Annotated in this window: 10 protein-coding genes; 5 read left to right on the forward strand and 5 right to left on the reverse strand. The window is 35.5% G+C overall.

Features of this window, described 5'->3' with window-relative positions:
* Nucleotides 1-65 precede the first annotated feature (65 nt).
* The 3 genes from CG11_RS12815 to CG11_RS12825 all read left to right on the forward strand — a co-directional run bounded on the left by CG11_RS12815 (nt 66) and on the right by CG11_RS12825 (nt 4,595).
* Nucleotides 66-845, forward strand: coding sequence for a hypothetical protein (locus tag CG11_RS12815; protein WP_052596786.1), 780 nt, complete (start codon nt 66-68; stop codon nt 843-845).
* Nucleotides 846-1,051: 206 nt separating this feature from the next.
* Nucleotides 1,052-2,650: a type IV pili methyl-accepting chemotaxis transducer N-terminal domain-containing protein gene (locus CG11_RS12820; RefSeq protein WP_081909544.1), complete on the forward strand. Its 1,599-nt coding sequence runs from the start codon at nt 1,052-1,054 to the stop codon at nt 2,648-2,650.
* Nucleotides 2,651-2,978: 328 nt separating this feature from the next.
* The gene (locus CG11_RS12825) at nt 2,979-4,595 is read left to right on the forward strand and encodes a type IV pili methyl-accepting chemotaxis transducer N-terminal domain-containing protein (RefSeq protein ID WP_052596789.1); all 1,617 of its coding nucleotides are present in this window, start codon (nt 2,979-2,981) and stop codon (nt 4,593-4,595) included.
* Between the two features lie 62 nt (nt 4,596-4,657).
* On the opposite strand, the gene CG11_RS12830 is transcribed toward CG11_RS12825, so the two are convergent.
* The 5 genes from CG11_RS12830 to CG11_RS12850 form a co-directional block, all read right to left on the reverse strand.
* Complete coding sequence (locus CG11_RS12830; protein ID WP_052596791.1) at nt 4,658-6,790, reverse strand: OmpA family protein; 2,133 nt, start codon at nt 6,788-6,790, stop codon at nt 4,658-4,660.
* Between the two features lie 122 nt (nt 6,791-6,912).
* Nucleotides 6,913-7,347 (reverse strand): hypothetical protein, encoded by a 435-nt coding sequence (locus tag CG11_RS12835; RefSeq protein WP_052596793.1) that lies wholly within the window; start codon nt 7,345-7,347, stop codon nt 6,913-6,915.
* 119 nt (nt 7,348-7,466) lie between these two features.
* Nucleotides 7,467-8,174 carry a SatD family protein gene (locus CG11_RS12840; protein ID WP_052596795.1) on the reverse strand — a complete coding sequence of 236 codons (708 nt, stop codon included), beginning with the start codon at nt 8,172-8,174 and terminating at the stop codon, nt 7,467-7,469.
* Between the two features lie 297 nt (nt 8,175-8,471).
* Nucleotides 8,472-14,111 (reverse strand): alpha-2-macroglobulin, encoded by a 5,640-nt coding sequence (locus tag CG11_RS12845; protein ID WP_052596797.1) that lies wholly within the window; start codon nt 14,109-14,111, stop codon nt 8,472-8,474.
* 233 nt (nt 14,112-14,344) lie between these two features.
* Nucleotides 14,345-16,996, reverse strand: a complete 2,652-nt coding sequence (locus tag CG11_RS12850) for an AAA family ATPase (protein ID WP_052596799.1) — start codon at nt 16,994-16,996, stop codon at nt 14,345-14,347.
* 898 nt (nt 16,997-17,894) lie between these two features.
* Here CG11_RS12850 and CG11_RS12855 point away from each other — a divergent pair.
* Nucleotides 17,895-19,376, forward strand: coding sequence for a hypothetical protein (locus CG11_RS12855; RefSeq protein WP_052596801.1), 1,482 nt, complete (start codon nt 17,895-17,897; stop codon nt 19,374-19,376).
* A gap of 236 nt (nt 19,377-19,612) precedes the next feature.
* Nucleotides 19,613-20,470 carry a hypothetical protein gene (locus tag CG11_RS12860; protein WP_052596803.1) on the forward strand — a complete coding sequence of 286 codons (858 nt, stop codon included), beginning with the start codon at nt 19,613-19,615 and terminating at the stop codon, nt 20,468-20,470.
* The last annotated feature ends 6 nt before the right edge of the window (nt 20,471-20,476 follow it).

Consider the following 20,476-nt stretch of genomic DNA (forward strand, 5'->3'; position numbering starts at 1 on the left):
TTCCCTTTACTTCCCAAAATAACAGCAAATAACGAGAACAAATAAGAACAACAAACATATCAACTATGGAAATTATTCTTGGATTTATTGTAGGAACAATAGCTTCTATCGCTGTAGGTGTTTGGACAACAAAGAGACAAAACACCTTGCATCAAGAAGAGCTATCAGAAGAAACGACTTCTGCTGTAGATGGTATTATTCCTTTGGAAAAAAAATTGCGAGATGCTATTTACGATTGCGAACGCAATGTGTTGGCGTGCAAAAATCAAATTAATACCATCTGTAAAAATCAATTGGATTTGCTGCAAGATATTGGCAAGAAATCGCATATAGAAATTAAGAACAAACCGTTATATTTTGAATATTATAACCCGACCACACAAGATCGTCACTTTTACTATCAACGTGATTTGTCTAAAAATATAGCTCCTGATGTTTTAGAAAATACAAAAAAAATTGTTCAAAAATATAACAATCATATTTCATTAATACTCACACAACAAGAACTATTTGAAAAATTAATTCTTTCTCATAAAGAAAACCTAGAACGAATTTCTGGTGTTAAAACACAAAATAGTCAAGCCAAAAAAGTATCTTTGCACGAAAACAAATTGGCAGAATTAGAAGGAAACAATCAGCTAGAAAAACAAGCTATCTATAACAAACTGCTTATCAATGACATTGAAGAAGAACTAACGCATCAAGAAGAATGCCTTCGTCAGTACATTCAATTGAGCCAGTTGCATGACGATCCTTTTGACCAAGATGTAGAAAAAAAATTCGAGCAACAAATTAAAACCATTATTAGTCAATTAGAAAAAGAGGACCCTACCAATCCCCAGTAGTTCAGTCCCTAAATAGCTCCCTTCTATTTGATTTTCTAATTGAGAACATATAAATAAATATTCCCCTAATCAACAAATCTTACATTAATTTATCGTTAATATTTTACTATCCAAAAGTGAATGACACTTTTTGGTACAATAGTCGTAGCCCTAAGAACACACTCTAAAAAACAATTCACTACATTTATTCATTCAATAATTAAATCATGTCGCTTAGAATATTCATTCTATTACTATCACTATGCTTCGGAGGAAAACTAATGGCTTTGGAAGAGCTTACAATTCGAGAAGCTATCAATAAAGCCGCTCGTCAACAAACCTTAACTCAGCGTATCGCAAAGGTTTATTTGGCACTCAACAACAATTTATATGAGCCTAAATTTTATCAAGAAAGAGATGCTGCTATTGAGCTCTTTCAAAGTCAACTCGATGAGCTAAAGTGGTATACACCTACGGACAAAATCAAAGCCTCTCTAAAGCATGTACAAACTCTTTGGAAAGACTACAAAGCTGTTGCTGATTGGTCCATCAACAAAGAAGGTGCGACAGAATTGCTTAGATTGTGTGATGAAATACTGTATGCCTCCAACTTACTATTTATCTCTTACGAAGAATATGCACAAGAACTCAGTAAAGATGCCTTTAATAATACGGAAACACTAGATATTATCAAATTGATACAAGCAACGGGAACACAACGAATGTTAACCCAACGCATCATGCTGTTCTATTTAGCCGCCAAACAAAACATTGATCCTAGTACAGCCAAAAGAAAACTAGACAAAGCTGTTGAAGAATATAAAAGCACGCAAGAAAAGTTAGAAACGGCCGAGTTCCATTCTCAAGAAATTCGAACAGAACTTCAAAAAATTCAAGAAAATTGGAAAGCCTTAAACGGACTTCTTGGCAATTTAGATAATGATGTAGATGAAGTTAATCAAATGATGTCATTAGCAGATGATATCTCTCAAAAAGCAGATAAAATTTCCATTTTATACGAAGCACTAGGTATCAAGTTAACCATTAGTAAAGCGATTAATCTGGCTTCTTACCAAAATATGTTAACACAACGTATTGCCAAATCGTATGTAGCAATTGCTTATGGTTATGCACCAGCCAAATATAAACGTGAGATTTTAACCTCTATTGATCTTTTTGAAGAACACATGCTATCCATGACTCGCTCATCAGGGGCAACAGAGGATTTTAAAGCAACCGTTGGAGTTGTAAAAACCATGTGGAAAAATTATCGCAAACTAGTTACTTCTTGGGAAAAAATAGACGAAATTAGTGTTGTCAAAGTTCTTGAAAAAGGACATGTTATGATGGCTACTTGCGATCGAGTTGCTCAAGAAATAGAGGTACTAGCCAAAACTATTCCTGATTACAAAGCATTCTTTGTTAAAGAAAATGGTACCCCCACAAACAAACAAGAAAATATTGCACACCAAATGCACTTAGCAGGTTTGCAACGAGTTTACTCTCAAAGAGTTGCTATCTACTACATTATGAATGCGCTTGAAATTGATGCCCACCTTTCTAGTCAGCGTATGAAAAATACCATTAATGATTATAATAAAAACATGCAAGATATGCTTGCATCACCAGTCAATAGCAGTCAAATCAATGCCGAGCTAAAAGAGGCAAAAACAGCCTGGGCAGCCATAGAAAAACATTGTGCAACGCCTAACCAAGACTCGATTCCTACTGTATTAGAACTTTGTAGTACACTATTTTACAAATTAGACCAATTAAATAGTAGCTATGAAAAACATATTGACAATGTGTTTATGCAGCAAAAGTAAATAACAATATTCCAAATACATCAAAGCCTGTGATCTATTGCATTACAGGCTTTTTTTTTATCTTTTTTTTTAATTTTAAAAACATTGTATTGCCTATTCAATTTTTTTTACCATATATTTGTATAATACAGTAACGAACTACCAACGATAAGTATTCAGCTAATAATCAACATTATCTGAACGTAATTATCTTTTTCTGGAAATCATCAACGCATTTATTACCCGATATTATAAAATTTTATCCCCAATGAATAAGCCCCCAATTATTCATTATTTTTTATAAAAAGTCGTTTGTTTATTAAAACAACTGTCCTTAAATTTGATTTCTATGTATCGTCAAACATTGCTATGGTTTGCCCTACTAACTGGGCTAACCTACCCTTCTTATACCATCTCCCCTCCTACTCTCGTTAACGAAAAAGACAAAAACTTGACGATTCGTGAAGCACTAAACATCGCCATGCGTCAACAAACGTTGAGTCAACGTATAGCCAAAGTTTACTTTGCATTGAACAATAATCTTTACGAGCCTAAGTTTTATCAAGAAAGAGACCAAGCCATCGAAACATTTGATTCTCAGCTAGAAAAGCTTAAAAATTATGCTCCTACAGATAAAATCAAACAAGCTATTAAAAATGTTCGAGAATTATGGCTCGAATATAAGAAAGTTGCTAGTTGGTCTATCAATGAGAAAGGTGCCACAAAACTACTGACACAATGCGATCATATGCTTCGTGCTTCTACTCATTTGGTTGCTTCTTATGAAGAATATGCCCAAGAGTTAGGTGAATTGTATAGAAATAGTGAGCTATCTGATATTATCAAATTGATCAAAGAAACAGGTAATCAACGAATGCTAACCCAACGTATCATGTTGTTTTATTTGGCTGCCAAGCAAGATATTGACAAAGATGCTTGTATCAAAAAACTAACAGCAACCTCTAAGGAATACGACTTGGTTGTTGCCAAAATTGCTAATGCAGAAATTAACTCTCCTAAAATTCAAGTGGAAATCAAAGAAATACAAAAGTACTGGTCGGGCTTAAGTAATTACATCCAATTCTTTGATAAAGATCCTGCCTACGTCAATAGTATGTTATTACTATCCAACGAATTGACTCAAAAAGCCGATAAGATAGCTGCTATGTACCAAGATTTAGGGAAAAAGTTATCCATTAGCAAAACTTTAAATGTCATTGCTTATCAAAATATGTTGACGCAACGGATTGCCAAATCATATGTCGCTATGACCTACAAATATGCAATCCCCAAACACAAGCGAGAATTAGTCGCCAGTATTGATTTGTTTGAAGAACAAATTAATTCGTTGCAACGATCTGCCCCTACAGAGGATACCAAAGAAGCCATACGTGTTGTCAATCTTATGTGGAAAAATTATCGAAAATTAGCCTTAGACTGGCAAGATATGAATGACATTAGCGTAGGGAAACTCTTAGAAAAAAGCCACGTCATCATGGCTTCTTGTGATCAAGTAGCCAAAGCTATCGAAGATTACGCACAAACTATTCCTGAATACAAAGCTTTTTATGAACAAAACGATCATGAAAAAGGTGCTCAGAACAATATTGCTCAACAAGTTTATACTGTTGGTGTACAACGTGTTTATTCGCAACGTATTGTCGTTTATTTTATCATGAATGCCCTAGGCAAAGATTCTCAATTATCACAAGAACGCTTATACCAATGCTTCCAAAAATACGAGGAAGGCTATGAGCTTTTAAATAATTCCTCTATCAATACACAAGCGATTAAACAAGTCTTACACAGTAGCCAGAAAGAATGGGAAATCATTGTCAAAGCTTCTAAAAACAATCCTCAAGAGGCTATTCTCACTATTTTAGATCATAGCGATACTCTGTTCTCAAAGTTGGATAAATTAAATGAGTTGTATGAAAAATTGATGGACAAATTGATTGTACAGTAGCTTTTTATTAGAAACTACAGAGCCTGCCTTTGAACAAAGCAAACTCTTGATACACCCATTTCTTACTGTTGAGCAATAACAGCTCGAATCGCATTTGTATTTTCTCCTTCTATTGGGATTGATTTTAAACGAAACAGCTTGTTTTTTTGTGCATAATTATTAGACAATTCTTCTGATGAAACCGAATAAGCATCTCCAAAATAATCGACAATTACAATTGTTGTGGTTCTAGTAGGGTTATAACTAATATAGTTTCCACTTAATCTCAATATACTATTAATACGATAGTCAATTATATTAACCACCCTTGCGTCAATAGTTGTTCCATCTTCTGTTACAAATTCTACGGGTACCGTTATTTGTTCAGGTCCTAGTCGTTCTAATGCATCGCAGTTAAACACTCCAAAGCCACTCAACTTTAGTCGCTGTAAATTAGAAGTTGGTTTCGTTAAAATAAAATCTTGTAAGCGAATAGGCGTACCTGCGACTGCTTTTGACATTAGAGGTCTTAAGACCTCTTGATTTCCTCCTAAGCCTGTATAAGCATAATATCGAGGTTCCATGATTTTAGGATTCTTACCAAAATATCTGAGCCAATTATTAATTCCTTTGCACTGTTCTTCAATCGGCATAATGGATTTAGAAAATGCTAAAAAATACTTCCAGTTGGCTTCATAATAAGCCATTTTATCATCAAATCGTTGGGCACGTTTTGTAAAGTTTCGATTATAATGCCCTATTAAAGAATCCGAAACAGCTAGTTTATTTCGCTTCTCCTTAACATTAAAAACAGGTTGAGCTACTAAGGTATCATAAACACCTATCCCTTTTAATACAAATTGAAAATTATTGTCCCCCAAATAGTTGACACGAATGTCCATGTATTGATTTTCCAAGACTTGAAGGGCTTTTACTCTTGGCAATGGTCGTTGCTTACCTTTGGGCAAAACCATCCACGTCCTTTTACACAAAGCTTGCATTTCAGGCAGTCGTTGCATCAAGTTGGTTGCCTTAAATTCCATCAACAAACCTTCTGGCAATCGAATATTATACATCTTTGGATCTAATTGTTTGTAGTTGTCATTATAACTAAATCGGATGCCCATTAAGTGATTAGACATGGCAACTGCATTCCAATCTATTTTTTCTGTATCATAATGCAAATAAGTTGTAGAGGCATAATGCATATCTTCAAAACGTTCTTGTAATGTTTTAAATCCTAAACGGTAATATTGTTCCACTTGGGCTTCTTTTGATAACTGGTATCCAACATTCATAGCATCCAAAAATGTCTGAAAAGTATCTTGAATAGGTGGCATTCGGTATCTATAAATTGGTGTGCAAGGATTATTAACCTCAAACGTATTTTGCTGGGTATTGCGATCTAAAACACCTAAATTCGACCATTTATTATTTTGATACTCAAAAAAGCTAACACCCTCTAAACTGTCGTTGGTTAGGTTAAAATCAACATCTATATAAGCCTCTTCTTTGACAAAAATTGCTCGTCCTGCTTGTGAAGCTGTCATTTCAAACATTCCTGCCGATTCAAACTGATGTTGATGATCGTACATCATTGGAATATCTGTTGCTATAAAGTCCGCAGCATCTCGAAATTCTCGATACGAGAAATCCACCTTTCCCTGTACAGGAGTTCCATCGGCATAAACCAAAGCATCTTTGGGAATTCGAACAATCGTGCCTGAACGTTGGTAAGTATAATTAAGACCTTCTTTTGCATCAAAAGCAACTTGTTCTACGGGTACTTGAAAAGGGGCTTCAGATAAGGTTCCCTTTTTTAATGAAACCAATTCCACCCGTCGATTTTTAGCCTTGCCTTCATCTGTTACATTCGAGGCAACAGGTGCCTCGTACCCCTTTCCTTCATAAGCAATTTGTTTTGCTTTGAATCCTTTTTTCAATAAATAATCTTTAACGGATTGACAACGGTTTTGAGACAACTCTTGATTATAGGTAGCATTTCCTATATTATCAGTATGCCCAACTAGCAAAAACTCATAATTCGACCAATTGGATGATAGTGTCGTTAGGTAAGTATCTAACGTTTGCTGTGCCGTTGTATCTAATTCGTACTTTGCCGATTCAAAATAGATTGACTGGGAATTATCTTGTCCTTTTGCTTCAATAATTGTAAGCAATAACAGCCCGTACAACAATGGGTACATTTGTTTCATAAGAATAAGAATTTATAGTGAAGAGTTTAGAAAATCAATTTGTTTTCTAGCGTCTAGTATAAATACTTATTCCAACAAGAAGTTATCACCTTATAAAGAATGAATAGAGCAATCTAGCAAAGCTATGAGCAAGGGCAGACATCAATCAATCCTGTTTTGATGCAAATCAAATACACAGAAAAGACAATAATAATAGATAGTAAGTTACCTACCAAATAATAATCGTTGGACACTTGGCATTCCTTGCCTAACTTGGTACCGACTTTTAACGCTCCGAAAGCAATTAGCATTTGGGGAAAACCAATAATAAATGAGAGGAACAAGCAAAGTCGCTCAATAATTCCTTTTAAAATATTGTTGACTTTAAATTCAACTTGCTTAGGAACGGCATTATTTTCTTCATCTTCTGTAGACAATAACGCTTCGTTGTCTACTACTTTGTACAATTTATTCAATCTAGAGAACAGCACATATGCGACTGCTTCTCCCAATAGCCAAACGAGTACAATGCCAACCAATTCATATCCAACAAACATGCTATGAATAAAATTTATCATAAAAAATACTAGTGTAGGGAATTTGTTACGGTTTTCTTTATCCAAGCATCAAGAAACACAGAATCAAGGAATAAGACGTTCCACAATTTAGCTATTTTTTAATTTATACAAAAGCTATTCTACAAAAGTTCTGCAACTTCTTCCAAAATTTCATCTCGCTCAGGTACAAAAGAAGCTTGTATATTCGACGCATTAGAACTCAATAACCTCAAAACACCTCGGCAAGAGAAATACTCCAAGATTTCCAAGCTATCCTTGCGTCTAAACACACTAGAATTATCTTTTCCCAATACTTCTGCAACTTTTTTATAATCCTTCAAATTTAAAAAACTCTTAACCATATCCCAATCTTTCATTCGCCAATCGTCAACAATAGACTGATAATTTAAGAATGTCAAATTGAGCAAAGACATTAGATACTCATTGGTCATAAGATGGACATGAAACCGCCGTTTTCGATCTTTTTTTAACGATTCTAACAAAGCTCTTGCTTGTGTCAAGCCTTCCCCCAACATACCATAAGCTACTTCGGAATTTATAGGCGTATCAATTACTCCATGATACAAAACGTACCGAAGCTTAAAAGCTTTTTTCAAGTCAATAATTTCTTCTTCTAAGGCAATAATAAGGTTGATGGCATCCTCCAAAGAAGTTGCTACACCTTGAAATTCATCGCCCAGTGTTATGGTTAATGGAGAAAGTAACTTATTATTATTTTCACGGTTTACCTTTTCCACCAATTCTTTAAAATCCTTCATTAAATCGCCTCCATTTTGGCTTCCGCTACCAATAATGTCAGCCATCAGAATATAATGCTGCTCTTTCATGCCTCGTTTGCTTTTGGTCAAGTTGTTTCATACACCACAACAAGGACTCAACTACTATTTTCTTCCGAATAAGTTAAGTGTTTAGAATCTTATTGTTGTTAATACATAACTTGCTATTGTTTGTATGGTATGTGTTTCGTCTTAATTAAGAACGTTTTTTTTGCAAAAAAGTTGCAACATAATCTTTTATTGCAAAAAAATTGCAATAAATAGCTTTATTGCAATTTTCCTACAACAAGCATATTTATTGCAATTAAAAAGCAATAAATTGCCACTCTTCTAAGAGTGGCAACGACTTTATAGAGATGATTTAGGTGCTTGAACTTGTACCCACTTACCTGCTGTATTGGCATAGATGCTATTATCATACATTGCTGAACAAGATATATTAGGCATATAAAACTTTCCTTGATACGCTGCATTTAAGTAGAATTTATACTGATAGGTTCGTCCCATTGGCAAATCAAAATAAGTATAGACTCGATCATCTAAGACGTTTTGATAGTCCATTCTTGAGCTTCCCGAATTATCATAAGCAGCGGACATTCTTGTATTAATGATTTCCCACCCTGAAGGGAATACTTGATGTAAAGCCATTTCATCATAATTCCCTCCAATTCCTTGATGCGTAACACTGACATGAGCGACAAAGTTGGTTCCCTGTGGCAAGGCAGTTGGATCTATAATAGCTCCATTCATATCTTTATAAACTACCTCCATCTCAATATTAGCAGCAGTAGCTCTAGTATCTTCTAACGACGGTTGCCCGCTCATGATAACACTAGCAAACAAAGGTGTTTTAGCTCTGTTCTTTACCCATACCGAACGCTGGTTATCTTTTTCTATCTCAATTTCATATTGAACTATTGGCGTTTTCTTAATAACAACGGATTGTTTTGACTGATTGCCTATCTGATATTCCAGAGGTATTTCAGCCTCTAATTTCTCATCTCCTGCAAATTTGGCAATAGCCATTAAAGAATAAGCGACTGTTTGCGTTGCCAACCATTTAGGAGAACTCAATTCTTTGGACATACGCATCAAAAGATTAGCCCCATCCGTACGTTTTCCTAATAATGTCAATGTCTCTAAAATCATAGCTTCGTCTCGCAAAGCAGAACCATAGGTATAGCTCAATTCTCTATAAGCCTCTACCTGAGTAGACAATCCACGAATAAGTTGTTTAGCTACTTCTTTTTTACCTAACAAGGCATATCCTGCTGCTAAACGCCACTTAGCCGTTGCTGGAATATCCTGCATATTCCGCATTTTATTCATTGCCCCCAAATCAGGGCTTTTGGCTAGTGCCAGCGTATACAAACGATATGCTTGCATCAATGCCTCTTGATCCTTTCTCGAATAATTGGTAACAGGACCAACAAGAGCAACTTCTCTTTGCCGCCAGTTTTTGGCTAATGTCTTTTGATAACGTTTCCAGTTTTCCAATAAAGACGTTGGAACATTGTATCCTTTTTCTTTCGCTTCCAACAAGAAATGCCCCGCATAATTGGTTCCCCAATTATTATTTTCTGTTCCACCTTGCCAATAAGCAAAACCACCTAAACCAGTTTGAAAGTCTTGCAATCGCTTAATCGCCGCACGTATGTTGTCTTCAATGGCTTTTTCTTTTGTGGCATCTAAAGACATTAAATTCGAAACGTATAATTGCGGAAAAACAGCTGACGTTGTTTGTTCTATACAACCATAAGGATAGCGAATCAAATACTCTAAGCGCTTTGCCAAATCAATTGGAGGAATGGTTGAGATTTCCAAGTAAGCCTCATTGGTTCCATTCATTCCGATGGGTTCAATCGACACATTCCAAGACTTGCCACCATCCAAAACAACCTGTTCGACTTTATTGCTATAAGGATTCGGATTGCGAACATCCAACTCCACCTCATAACTTGCCTCTTCCAAACCACTTTCTACCGATATTTTCACCTTTCCAATTCCTAACTTATCGGCAACGATCAAATCAAAATTAGCAACAGCATCACCGATTCGATCAAACTGAATTTCTTTGACTTTGGCACCTCTTATTTTTAATAAATCATTGGTTTCTATGGTTACCTTCACCTTCTTTATTTGTTCTTCCATTGCAAAAACAGTAACCGGTAACTTTACCTCTTCTGTTGGACTCAATACCCTTGGTAAAGTCCCCAAAACCATCAATGGTTTGCGCACAGAAGTTGTTTTTTCCACTTTTCCATAAGCACCTGCTTCTGCTGCGATCAACATAGTTCTAACTGATCCAACATAATTCGGCATTTCCAAAACGTGCTCTGCTGTAGCTCCTTTTTTTAGATGAAAAGGACCTACAAAACGAACCACAGGTTTAAAGCGATTTGCTTTTTTTCCAGCATCTTCCTCACCTGCACCACCACCAATAGCCAGCATTTGATTGAGTTCATAAGTTCCCAAGACATAATTATACATATCCCATGTGCGCACTCCTAAAGCTTCTTTTTGATAAAAATGCTCCCACAAATCAGGCGTTTTGAATCGAGTTAAATCAAGTAACCCTTCATCAACCATGGCAATCGTATACGTCATGGCCTGTTGATTGTTTTCAGATACTTTTATCTGTACTTTAGAGTTTGGTTCTAAAACATCAGCCATATCCAACACAGGTTCTAACTTCGTTTTAGGATCAATTACCTTAATGGGCAAAACGCCATAAGAGCGAATAGGCAAGTCATTCTCTACTTGCTCATGGGGTTGCAATAACGTAACATGAGCATAAATAGTAGGAGCCATTCCTGGTTTGGTTTTGAACTTTATGGTCTGTATACCATCGTCATTTTTAATATCGATCCATTGATGCTCAACTACTTTAAAGGCATTCTCCAATGTTAGCAAAGCTCGCCCTGCCATACCCGTAGGGACTTCCAAAACTACTTCATCTCCTACTTTGTACGACTCTTTGTCCGCAGCAAATGCCAACATCGTAGCCCCTTGCTTGTCATTAAAGTTCTCATCATTCCATGGTGAACCAGCATGAAAAATCACTCCACTAGAATGTCCAGATGCCGTATGTACGGCACGGATCAAATAGCGCCCCCATTCCTCAGGTGCAAAACTCCAGCTTGCTTCTCCTTTAGAATTGGTAGTTACTTCAACTGTCGTAATCGCTCCTAAATGTTGCGTCGTATTAAAGTTACTAATATCATTATCACTATCGTACCACCAATTCCACTTTACTTTGTATAGCCCTACAGCAACTTTCTCATTTTTTAATGGCTTCCCTTGCTCATCAAGCACAACAAAGCCAATCTCATTAGCAACATTTAAAGTCAAACTTTTATCGTACTCTCCCTTAGGAGACTTCATTCCCACATAGGCAGCGTAAGGTGAATACAACATGCTAAAATTATCAGCACTGATATCACCTCCTTCTTCATAGGCACGAATTGTAAACCCAGCCTGCATAAAACCAGAAGGCGCTGACGCCAATTCTAAATTTCCTGTAACACTTGCTCGACCATTTTCATCGACTTTAGCATCAAAAATAGTCATCGGTGACGCATAGTAAGATGCTCTTGCTGGGTCGTCAAATTCATACCCTTCGTACCCTTCAAACGAAGTATTAGACGGATTCAAATTGACATCTATTTGGGTACGTAAATTAGAAGCAGGTGCTCCATGTAGCCACTTAACAGCCAAATCGCCAACTAGCGTCGCATCCTTCGATAACAAACGCTCTTTTCCTACATTAAAATCAACTTTTAAACGATTGGGCTTAATGGTTTCAATTCGAATACCTTTGTAAAAAGTCCTTCCTCCTACATGAACCTTTGCCGACCAATAGCCCGTTCCTGCATCACTAGATGTCTTGGTTCTAAAGTCATACATATTATGCACGTGCCTATTGGTGGTGTATTTTTGATGTAAATTGCCCCTCGCATCATACAACTCAAAAGTAACAGGATGGGCATCAGGAAATTCACCTCGTTTATCTTCCAAGACAAAGGTTAAAAATAAAGAATCACCAGGACGCCAAACATCTCGCTCTCCATACAACGCTCCTTTTATTCCTTTGTAATCATTTGTACCAGAAGTTTCAAACGTAGACATAGACAATGCTTCTGCCTCTTGCAATCTTAAATAGCCTTTTTGATTGTTATGACTAACGACAACATAAGCAGGCGCATAGTCTGTTTGGGTGCGAACAATTCCTTCTGCATCTGTTGATACTTTTGCAATTCTTTGTAATACCTTATCATAAATCTCAACAGATGCCCCACGAACAGGTTCAGTTGTTTTTAAATCTGTTACAACCACAAATACTTCTTTATCTTTTCCTCTTTTTGCCAAGACTCCCAAGTTAGACCCTAAAACATTTCGTTCAACGATTCTACTAGACGTATAATATTGTTTGAAACAAGGATCGTCTCTTTTATCATAATCATAATAAGAATAATTATTATCAGCGATAGTATTTAAGCTTATAATTTCCCCATCTTCATTTCTTTCAGGCTCATTATCAACCTCTACCATATGGGCATCTTGCTCGTCAGAACAATCCCAAATAGCATCTTTTTTAGAAAATCCAAGCCGTACTTGATAGATTGCCCCTTCTTCTTCTTTAACAATATCATTTAAATCTATTCCGTAGCGTGTCCAACCATTCTGCCCTACTTTAGGGTTTAAATCTTCTAAAGAAAGGCGTTTTTGTGCAACAACCCGCCCTACTTCACGCATATAGTTCCGTTCTAATCCACCTTCTTGTAAAAAGTGCAATACATTATTTTCGTATACTTTAAAGATTTCTATTTGTACTGCTCTCAACTTGGTCGCTTCAAAAGGGAAATACAATCCTTCTGTTTTGGGAATAATCACTCCATTTCCGACTAATCGAACCGCAGGCTTCATCCGTTCAAAAGAAGCCTCAAACTCTATTGGTGCTGCAATAGCTGTTTTATGAATGCTTCGTATGCCTGCTGACACTCGAATGGTATGTTCTCCTTCTATATTTTGAAGTGGGTAAACACGCAATTCATTACCATCAATCACATATCGAAACGTACTATTCCCATTATAATCTCTACCTCTATAGTTATCAATTCCTATCAAACCATCCACATTTTGAGTTTGCTGTAATGGCAAAGAAAACAAGATCATGATGTAAGGATCTTTTTCATTCTTCTCCTGAATAACCTTTGTACTAATAATGCTAAACTCTGTAGAAGGTACTGCAATTGTATCCTGTGTTTTTATTTCATTTTTTGCACCAATAGGTGTACCGTCCCAACTCAACATCAAACGACTCGCACTTTCAGACACTTGTACTCCTTCTATTACAAATTGATGTTCTTTGTTGTTATCCAAATGTTCCCACGAAACAGAAAAAGTATTTTTATTATTGGCTTGTTGAATGGTCAACATTTCTTCTACTTGACTAGGTACCGCTACATCATTTGTATAAACGGTTCCTATCAACCGCATCTGTTTTAAGTTCGTTAGGCTCTGTTCTCTTAACCCTCTAATATCTACTGCATAACCTTGTTCTAATACTTTAAAATCAAAATTTAAAGTTGTCAGATCTTTATCAATATCAGGGTATACCTTTCTAAGGTTTGCTTGTGCGCTATAAAATTGTCCCGCAGGCAACTTCTCGTCAGGTTTAAAGCGTATTGTTTGACGACTTTCCCACACAGCCGTCCCTTTTATTGCAGGCTCAAAACTAAACAAATCTACAGGAGCAACAGTGCCTATTTTGGTTGCTGAAACGATATCATTGGCAAAACGAACTCGAATGTCTGCCGTTGAAGAAATCATTCCAGAAGTATAGGCACTAACAAAGTATTTGTATTTGGCATTTGAACGATTAAAACTAGGTACGCCTTCTGTTGTTGTATCGGACGTGGTTTTGGGTTGGCAAGCTGTTATAAGCAGCAATAAGAGTAAACTTACTAGAGTGCGGTACGGTATCATGGTTCTTCAATTTTGTGTATAACAGTGTTTGGATATCATGTGCAACAAGTACGCTATACCTGTTGACATAGTCTTCTAAAATAAAATATATCTTGCTAATTTCCAACTGTTAACACCTTTGATTGAGTATTCCGTAATAATACTTATTATTTGGCATTAAAAAAGCCATTTCGAGTGGTATCGAAATGGCCAATGTTTTTTCCTATTGTATTTAGGATATTTCTAAAGGAGTTTTATTTGCCTGCTCCTGATTTTTTACGAAAACCGATAGATTTTTTATTAAAAATATCATCATCGTGGCTCAACTTAAGTGTCGCAACATCCTCATAGGTAATCAAGTTCACAATATTAGGATCTCTTTCTTCGCTAGGAACAGAAGCTAAGCGCAAACTTTGATTCTTGACAATATCGTTGATAATGTTTCGCACTGTACGAGCATTGCCAAAATACTTGTCTCTATATTCGTACAAGAAGTCCAAGTATTTTACTAAATGTGCTTTAGCATCTTCATCAACTTCTAGACCTTCTTCTTCTAACATTTGAAGCGCAATTTGATACAACAAACTGCTGTCATAATCTTCAAACTTTAGTACTTTATCGAAGCGAGAGCGCAAGCCAGGATTTGCCTTTAAAAACGTTTCCATATTATCTGGATAGCCCGCTGCAAAAACAAAAAATTCTCCTCGACTATCTTCCATTCGTTTTAGGATGGTTTGAATGGCTTCATTTCCAAAGTCAGAACCTCCTGCCAAACTACCACTACCACTGCTTGTCAAGGCATAAGCCTCGTCAATAAATAACACCCCTCCCATTGCTTCGTCAATGCGTTCTGCGGTTTTGATGGCAGTTTGTCCAACATATCCAGCGACCAAACCTTGACGGTCTGTTTCGACCATATGTCCTCTTTCTAAAATTCCTAAGGCTTTGTATATTTTTGTTAGAATCCGAGCGACCGTTGTTTTTCCAGTTCCTGGATTACCCACAAAAACAGTATGCAAGTAGAACTTATTGAGTACATCTCTGCTGCTTTCACGATAGAAACGAACCAAGCTAACCATTTCATCAATTTCCTTCTTGATATTCTCAATTCCAATCATGTGCTTGAGTTCATCCATTGCCAATTCTAGCAACTTTTCATCAATAGGCAGATTGGGCAGACGCTTCGGACGTTTTACTTCAATTTTTTGTACATCATCTACCAAAACCGTTTCCAGTTGCTCTTTATCAAATTGTTTCGGATCTGTATCGTTCATAATTCTCAACCCTAATGCAATTTTAGCTTGATCAATTAGGTCGTAAACAAAACGAGCATTGCCAAAAGCACGATCTCTATTTCGGTAAGCTTCAATAATGATTTCATCAATCATTTTTTTAGCATGATGCTCCAAAACGACATTCTTTTTGACACAAGCATACTGAGATATTGCTGATAATTCGTGTGGCAAGTAATCACTAAATGTAAAGTACAATTTAAACCTCGACTTTAGACCTGGGTTAGAAGTTAGGAAATGCTCCATTTCCTTAGGATAACCTGCTACAATAACAGCCATATCTCCCTCTCCATTAGACATTTCTTTCACCAAAATTTCGATTACTTCTCGTCCAAAATCTTTGCTATCGTCGTTAGAACGTGCCAAAGAGTACGCTTCATCAATAAACAACACACCACCTCTAGCCTTTTCTATGGCCTCTTTTACTTTGGGTGCTGTTTGTCCAATATACTCTCCTACCAAATCAACCCGATCAACTTCGTGAACGTGCCCTTTGGACAATAAGCCCATGCTCTTGTAGAGTTTGCCCATCATCTGAGCTACCGTTGTTTTTCCTGTTCCAGGGTTACCAATAAAAACAGAATGAATATTAATTTCCTCCTCTTCCTCAAAGCCTTTTTCCCTTCTTAATTGCAAAAATTGAAGATAGCTAGCATGGTCACGCACTTGGCGTTTGATATCTTGCAAGCCAATAAGCTCATCTAACTTGCCCATTACCTCTTCAAAATTAGCATTATCAGTACCTTCCTCATTCAATATTACGGGTTGATACTGATTGGGCAATACAGCTCCAGCTACACCTTCTTCAAAATCAACATCCACTTCAAAAGGAATAACGGCTAAGAGTTTATCCATAAAAATAATCTCTGCGGTATAATTATCTTCGGTCCAAGAACCTTTGATGTTAGAGCCCCAATGCATCGACAATTCAATTGTTTCATCCTCTTTGTCAACATGGTGCAATTTCATTGTTTGTCCCTTTAACTGACGGCTACCATTATAGAACTTTACAAACAATTCACAATACCAACTCTTACTTGGCAGTAAGTTTTCTAAGCTAATTTCGGTATAAATATAGCGTGTTTCTTCTTTTGAGAAGGTTTTGTAATAAACCCGCTCTTCTTTTGGAAGATCATCGTAAGGACCTTCATATAATTTGAGCGACTTGATGTTTACATAAGCATTCGGCTCTGGATATTTCTCTGAGCTTTCTTCAATATAAAAATACTTGGTCGCTACCTTCTGACCATCAATATAAGCCTCCCAATAGTAAGTACCTTTTTTCCAAAAAGCACCAAATTTCTTGTTCCCCCATCCTTCTCGAATGTAAACAACATTGTCGTATTTGCTAACTTTACGATCAAAGTTCAAGTCACAAAGCTCTTTGCGTCCCTTTTTGAGAGAATAACATTTGATGTTTATCTGAACATTCCAGTCTTCATCATCAAATAGTTTGTTGTAAAAAGATAACTCAGCATAGATATAAGTTGCCTCGTATCGATCAAATACTTGACGGTACTTCTTCTTATTATCAGCCAACCATTCCGTAGAACAGTAAACTTTTAAATCTCTGAATTTGTATTTTGTAAAATTAGGATCAAGAACTCTTGACATGGTGTATATATATTTTTTTGAGAATAAGCAATCGTTCAGAAAAAATAATAAGAAAATTGAATGCTTTGCTTCTTATACTTTTGCTGCCCACTTACTTAGCTAAGATAAACTTAACGATTCATATTTTTTATTGGTTTATTTTGACAATGGCTCGTAAAAACTACGCAGCCATAACACAGCTAACTACTATTAAAACAAACCTATTCCTTTTTGAGCCTATCCAAAGTTATTAGATATGCTCTTTTATAAAAACGAGTATAGAATCTAAACTACCTTGTAGTTCGTAAAAACCACCGAACAGTAGCACAACTAATGTACCAAAGGTAAAGTAACAAAGACAATTACAAATTGTCATGCTTACTAGTATAACAAACGAATTGGCAAACTATGCCAATACTAATATCTCTAACTTATACAAGGTAATAAATTTACCTTAGTTTTGTTTGTTATCTATAACAGATTTTTAAACTTTTTAGTTTTCTTAACATACTTCTTTCTATTTTTTCTTTTAAATAGAAACATCACCTCCAACAAATCTTAAAAAAACATTCATTATTTGAGCTATAAGCATAGTTATCAAACTCTTTTAAAGTGTTTTTTTTAATCATAAATAACAAAAACATTGATTAGTTTTTGCTCATTAACTACTAAATGAACCTTTAATTTTGAGCTAAGTCAAGTATCTTTAATTGAATTATGCATTATGGAAATAAGCTGTTAATCAACTTATAATCACCATGTTGTTTTATCTCGTTGTCTTTCATTCTGTGCCACCTCAAACACGAGCATAATGTCATGCTGATTGACTAAAATCAAAATTCTTCATCCCACAATACGAATGATCCTAACAAATTGTTCTAGAATTATCCTATTTATACCTAAATATTCCTTTATTCCAATGTCCAACCAAGATACTACGCATCAACTCATCCAAACCATGTCCCGTACTGAGAAGGCTTATTTCAAAAAATACGCTCGAAAACAACAACGCGAAAAAGATGATTTTTATTTTAAACTTTTTGATGCTATTGACCAACAAGAGACTTACAATAGTGCGCTATTACTCAAAAAGTTTCGCAAGAGAAAGATGACCCAAAAACAACTTTCTATTGCCAAGCACTATCTTTATAATTTGTTGTTAACTTCTTTGTTGGCTTACCAGAAAAACAAGTCCATTGATGCACAATTACATGAACAAATTGAAACCATCCAACTACTAACCAAACGATCTTTATTAACACAAGCCCTAAAAACACTACACAAAGCTCAAAAACTAGCTCAAAAACACGAAGCATTTCTTCATTTGCTTTTGCTCCAAATGCAAGAAGAAGAGATTTTAAGATTACAAATGACACCAGAACTACAACGGTATATTGAATGTGGTTTTGAACAAGAAATACAGATTACAAAGCAATGGCTCAATCTTAGACATTATAGATATTTAGCTACCAAGTCAAATTATTGGAGTCGACAACAATATACTAGCAGAACAGATGCCTCCGATCAGATCACCAATACCATTTTGGAAGACGTTCAGCAATCTGCCCCTCCCTTAAGTGCCAAAGCTAAATTCCTTCAGTTGCATACTTGTATTGATTATTATAATCAAAAGGGAAATTTTCAAGTTTCTAGCAAACTGCTCAAAGAACAAATTACACTTTTAGAAGCACATCCATTATTTTTGGAACTGAATCAGATAGCTTACATTATCATTCTTAATAACTTAGGGGTAAATCAGCGGCATCTACAAGATTTTCAAGGTCTTTTGACAACAGCACAAAAACTCAAAGCAATAACCCCAAAAAACCCTCATGAAACCATTCAAATTTTTGAATCTTGGGCGCAAACAATGCTTATTTATATCACGTATAGTAAAAGTAAAGTCAATCACTCTAAGGATTTAAAAAATATTGAAGATGAATTTGAAATCTATAAGGATAAAATAGGGTATGATTTCAAAATTATAATTCCCTATGGTTTGGCTTGTTCTTATTTTTGGCAAAATCAATACCACAGGGCATTGGATTGGCTCAACAGGACTCAAGTATATTATACCAAAAACATTATTCCTGATTTAAAAATAGCAGCTAGGCTTATTGAATTAATTATTCATTATGAATTAGATCATCAATACTATCTACTTAATGCAAATGAATCTACTTATCGCTTTTTGATGTATAACAAACGATTGTACAAACTAGAGGCTAATGTAATCAAACGATTGCGGCAATTAAGTGCTCAGATTACTTCCTCTCAAAAGACCAAAGAAATTTTTAAAGCATTCAAAGCAGATTTAATCGAGTTGCAAAAAGACCCTATGGAAGTCGGCGCTTTTCAACTCTTTGATTTTATCCGATGGACGGATGATAATATTAAATGAGCACTAAAAATGATTGTTAAACATTTGGCTTTCTTACTTATCTTCCTTGATAAAAAATTATAAACTGGTGTTTAAACCTAAGAAAACAAACCCCACAAACAACTAAAAAACAAGTTTTTATAAATTTAAAAAATTCTTTAAGACCTTAATAAAGTTACTTTTTTCTTCTTTTATGGTTGATCATTTTCAAATATTTTAGAGGTATCAATTTATCCCAAATAAATAAACCAACCACAATGAACGAAAAAGAAAACGTTATCCCATTTGCTGGAATCAAGCAAATGACCAAGACAGAGTATTACAAATGCTTTAAAAGACCTGTTGACTGGAAAAAGGCAGAAGCTATGATTTGTGTGGTTAAACACAAATTTACCAACGGAAAAGTTCCATTAGTTTGTATTCCCTATCGCAAAAAAATAGTTGCCTTAAAAACGTATAAGGAAGAAGTAAAAAAGGAACTTGCTCCTAAATTCTTTTTGGTAGCGAGCACTCAAATGGTCAAACAGAGTAATGGTAAAACAGCTTTGGAAATCACTCCTTTAAAAGGCGCTGCCAATATCAAATCCGATGTAATCGCTTTATTTCAGAAGATGAAAATGGAGGTTGTTCTTAAAGATGGAGTTCCTGATAATAATAACATCCCTGATCCTAAAAAGAAGACGATTGATAAAAAAGAGACTTCTCCTGTATCTCCGAAACAAGCAGAACAGCAACAATTAGTGCAACAATTTAAGGACATCGTTAAGCGTGTTAAACCTGAATTGAAGAAGATAGGAGAAATTATTCAAAATATCAACACTAACAAAATTACACCTCAAGATATAGAGTATGCTAATGCTACCTTTCTCAAAATTAATCAAGCTTTAAAAATTTACCAACAACTACCAACCAAGCTCAAAAACACTTTCGTTGACATAAAAAACAAATTAAATATAGCTGAAATAAAAGTAGAAAAAATTAAAACAGCTCTCATTAAAGTAGATTCTTCAGATCCTCAAATCATGGAATCTCAAGTAGATTCTATTGATAATGAAATTAATAAATTACTAGCTTCTTTAGGTTTAACTTTAGAGGAGGCTATCCAAACTTCATAAACCCAA

The sequence above is a fragment of the Aureispira sp. CCB-QB1 genome, assembly GCF_000724545.1.
In the GTDB taxonomy this organism is placed as follows: Bacteria; Bacteroidota; Bacteroidia; order Chitinophagales; family Saprospiraceae; genus Aureispira.

Coding starts and splice junctions, on each gene's coding strand:
- CG11_RS12815 (WP_052596786.1), top strand. CDS start 66: ATGGAAATTATTCTTGGATTTATTGTAGGAACAATAGCTTCTATCGCT.
- CG11_RS12820 (WP_081909544.1), top strand. CDS start 1,052: ATGTCGCTTAGAATATTCATTCTATTACTATCACTATGCTTCGGAGGA.
- CG11_RS12825 (WP_052596789.1), top strand. CDS start 2,979: ATGTATCGTCAAACATTGCTATGGTTTGCCCTACTAACTGGGCTAACC.
- CG11_RS12830 (WP_052596791.1), bottom strand. CDS start 6,790: ATGAAACAAATGTACCCATTGTTGTACGGGCTGTTATTGCTTACAATT.
- CG11_RS12835 (WP_052596793.1), bottom strand. CDS start 7,347: ATGATAAATTTTATTCATAGCATGTTTGTTGGATATGAATTGGTTGGC.
- CG11_RS12840 (WP_052596795.1), bottom strand. CDS start 8,174: ATGAAAGAGCAGCATTATATTCTGATGGCTGACATTATTGGTAGCGGA.
- CG11_RS12845 (WP_052596797.1), bottom strand. CDS start 14,111: ATGATACCGTACCGCACTCTAGTAAGTTTACTCTTATTGCTGCTTATA.
- CG11_RS12850 (WP_052596799.1), bottom strand. CDS start 16,996: ATGTCAAGAGTTCTTGATCCTAATTTTACAAAATACAAATTCAGAGAT.
- CG11_RS12855 (WP_052596801.1), top strand. CDS start 17,895: ATGTCCAACCAAGATACTACGCATCAACTCATCCAAACCATGTCCCGT.
- CG11_RS12860 (WP_052596803.1), top strand. CDS start 19,613: ATGAACGAAAAAGAAAACGTTATCCCATTTGCTGGAATCAAGCAAATG.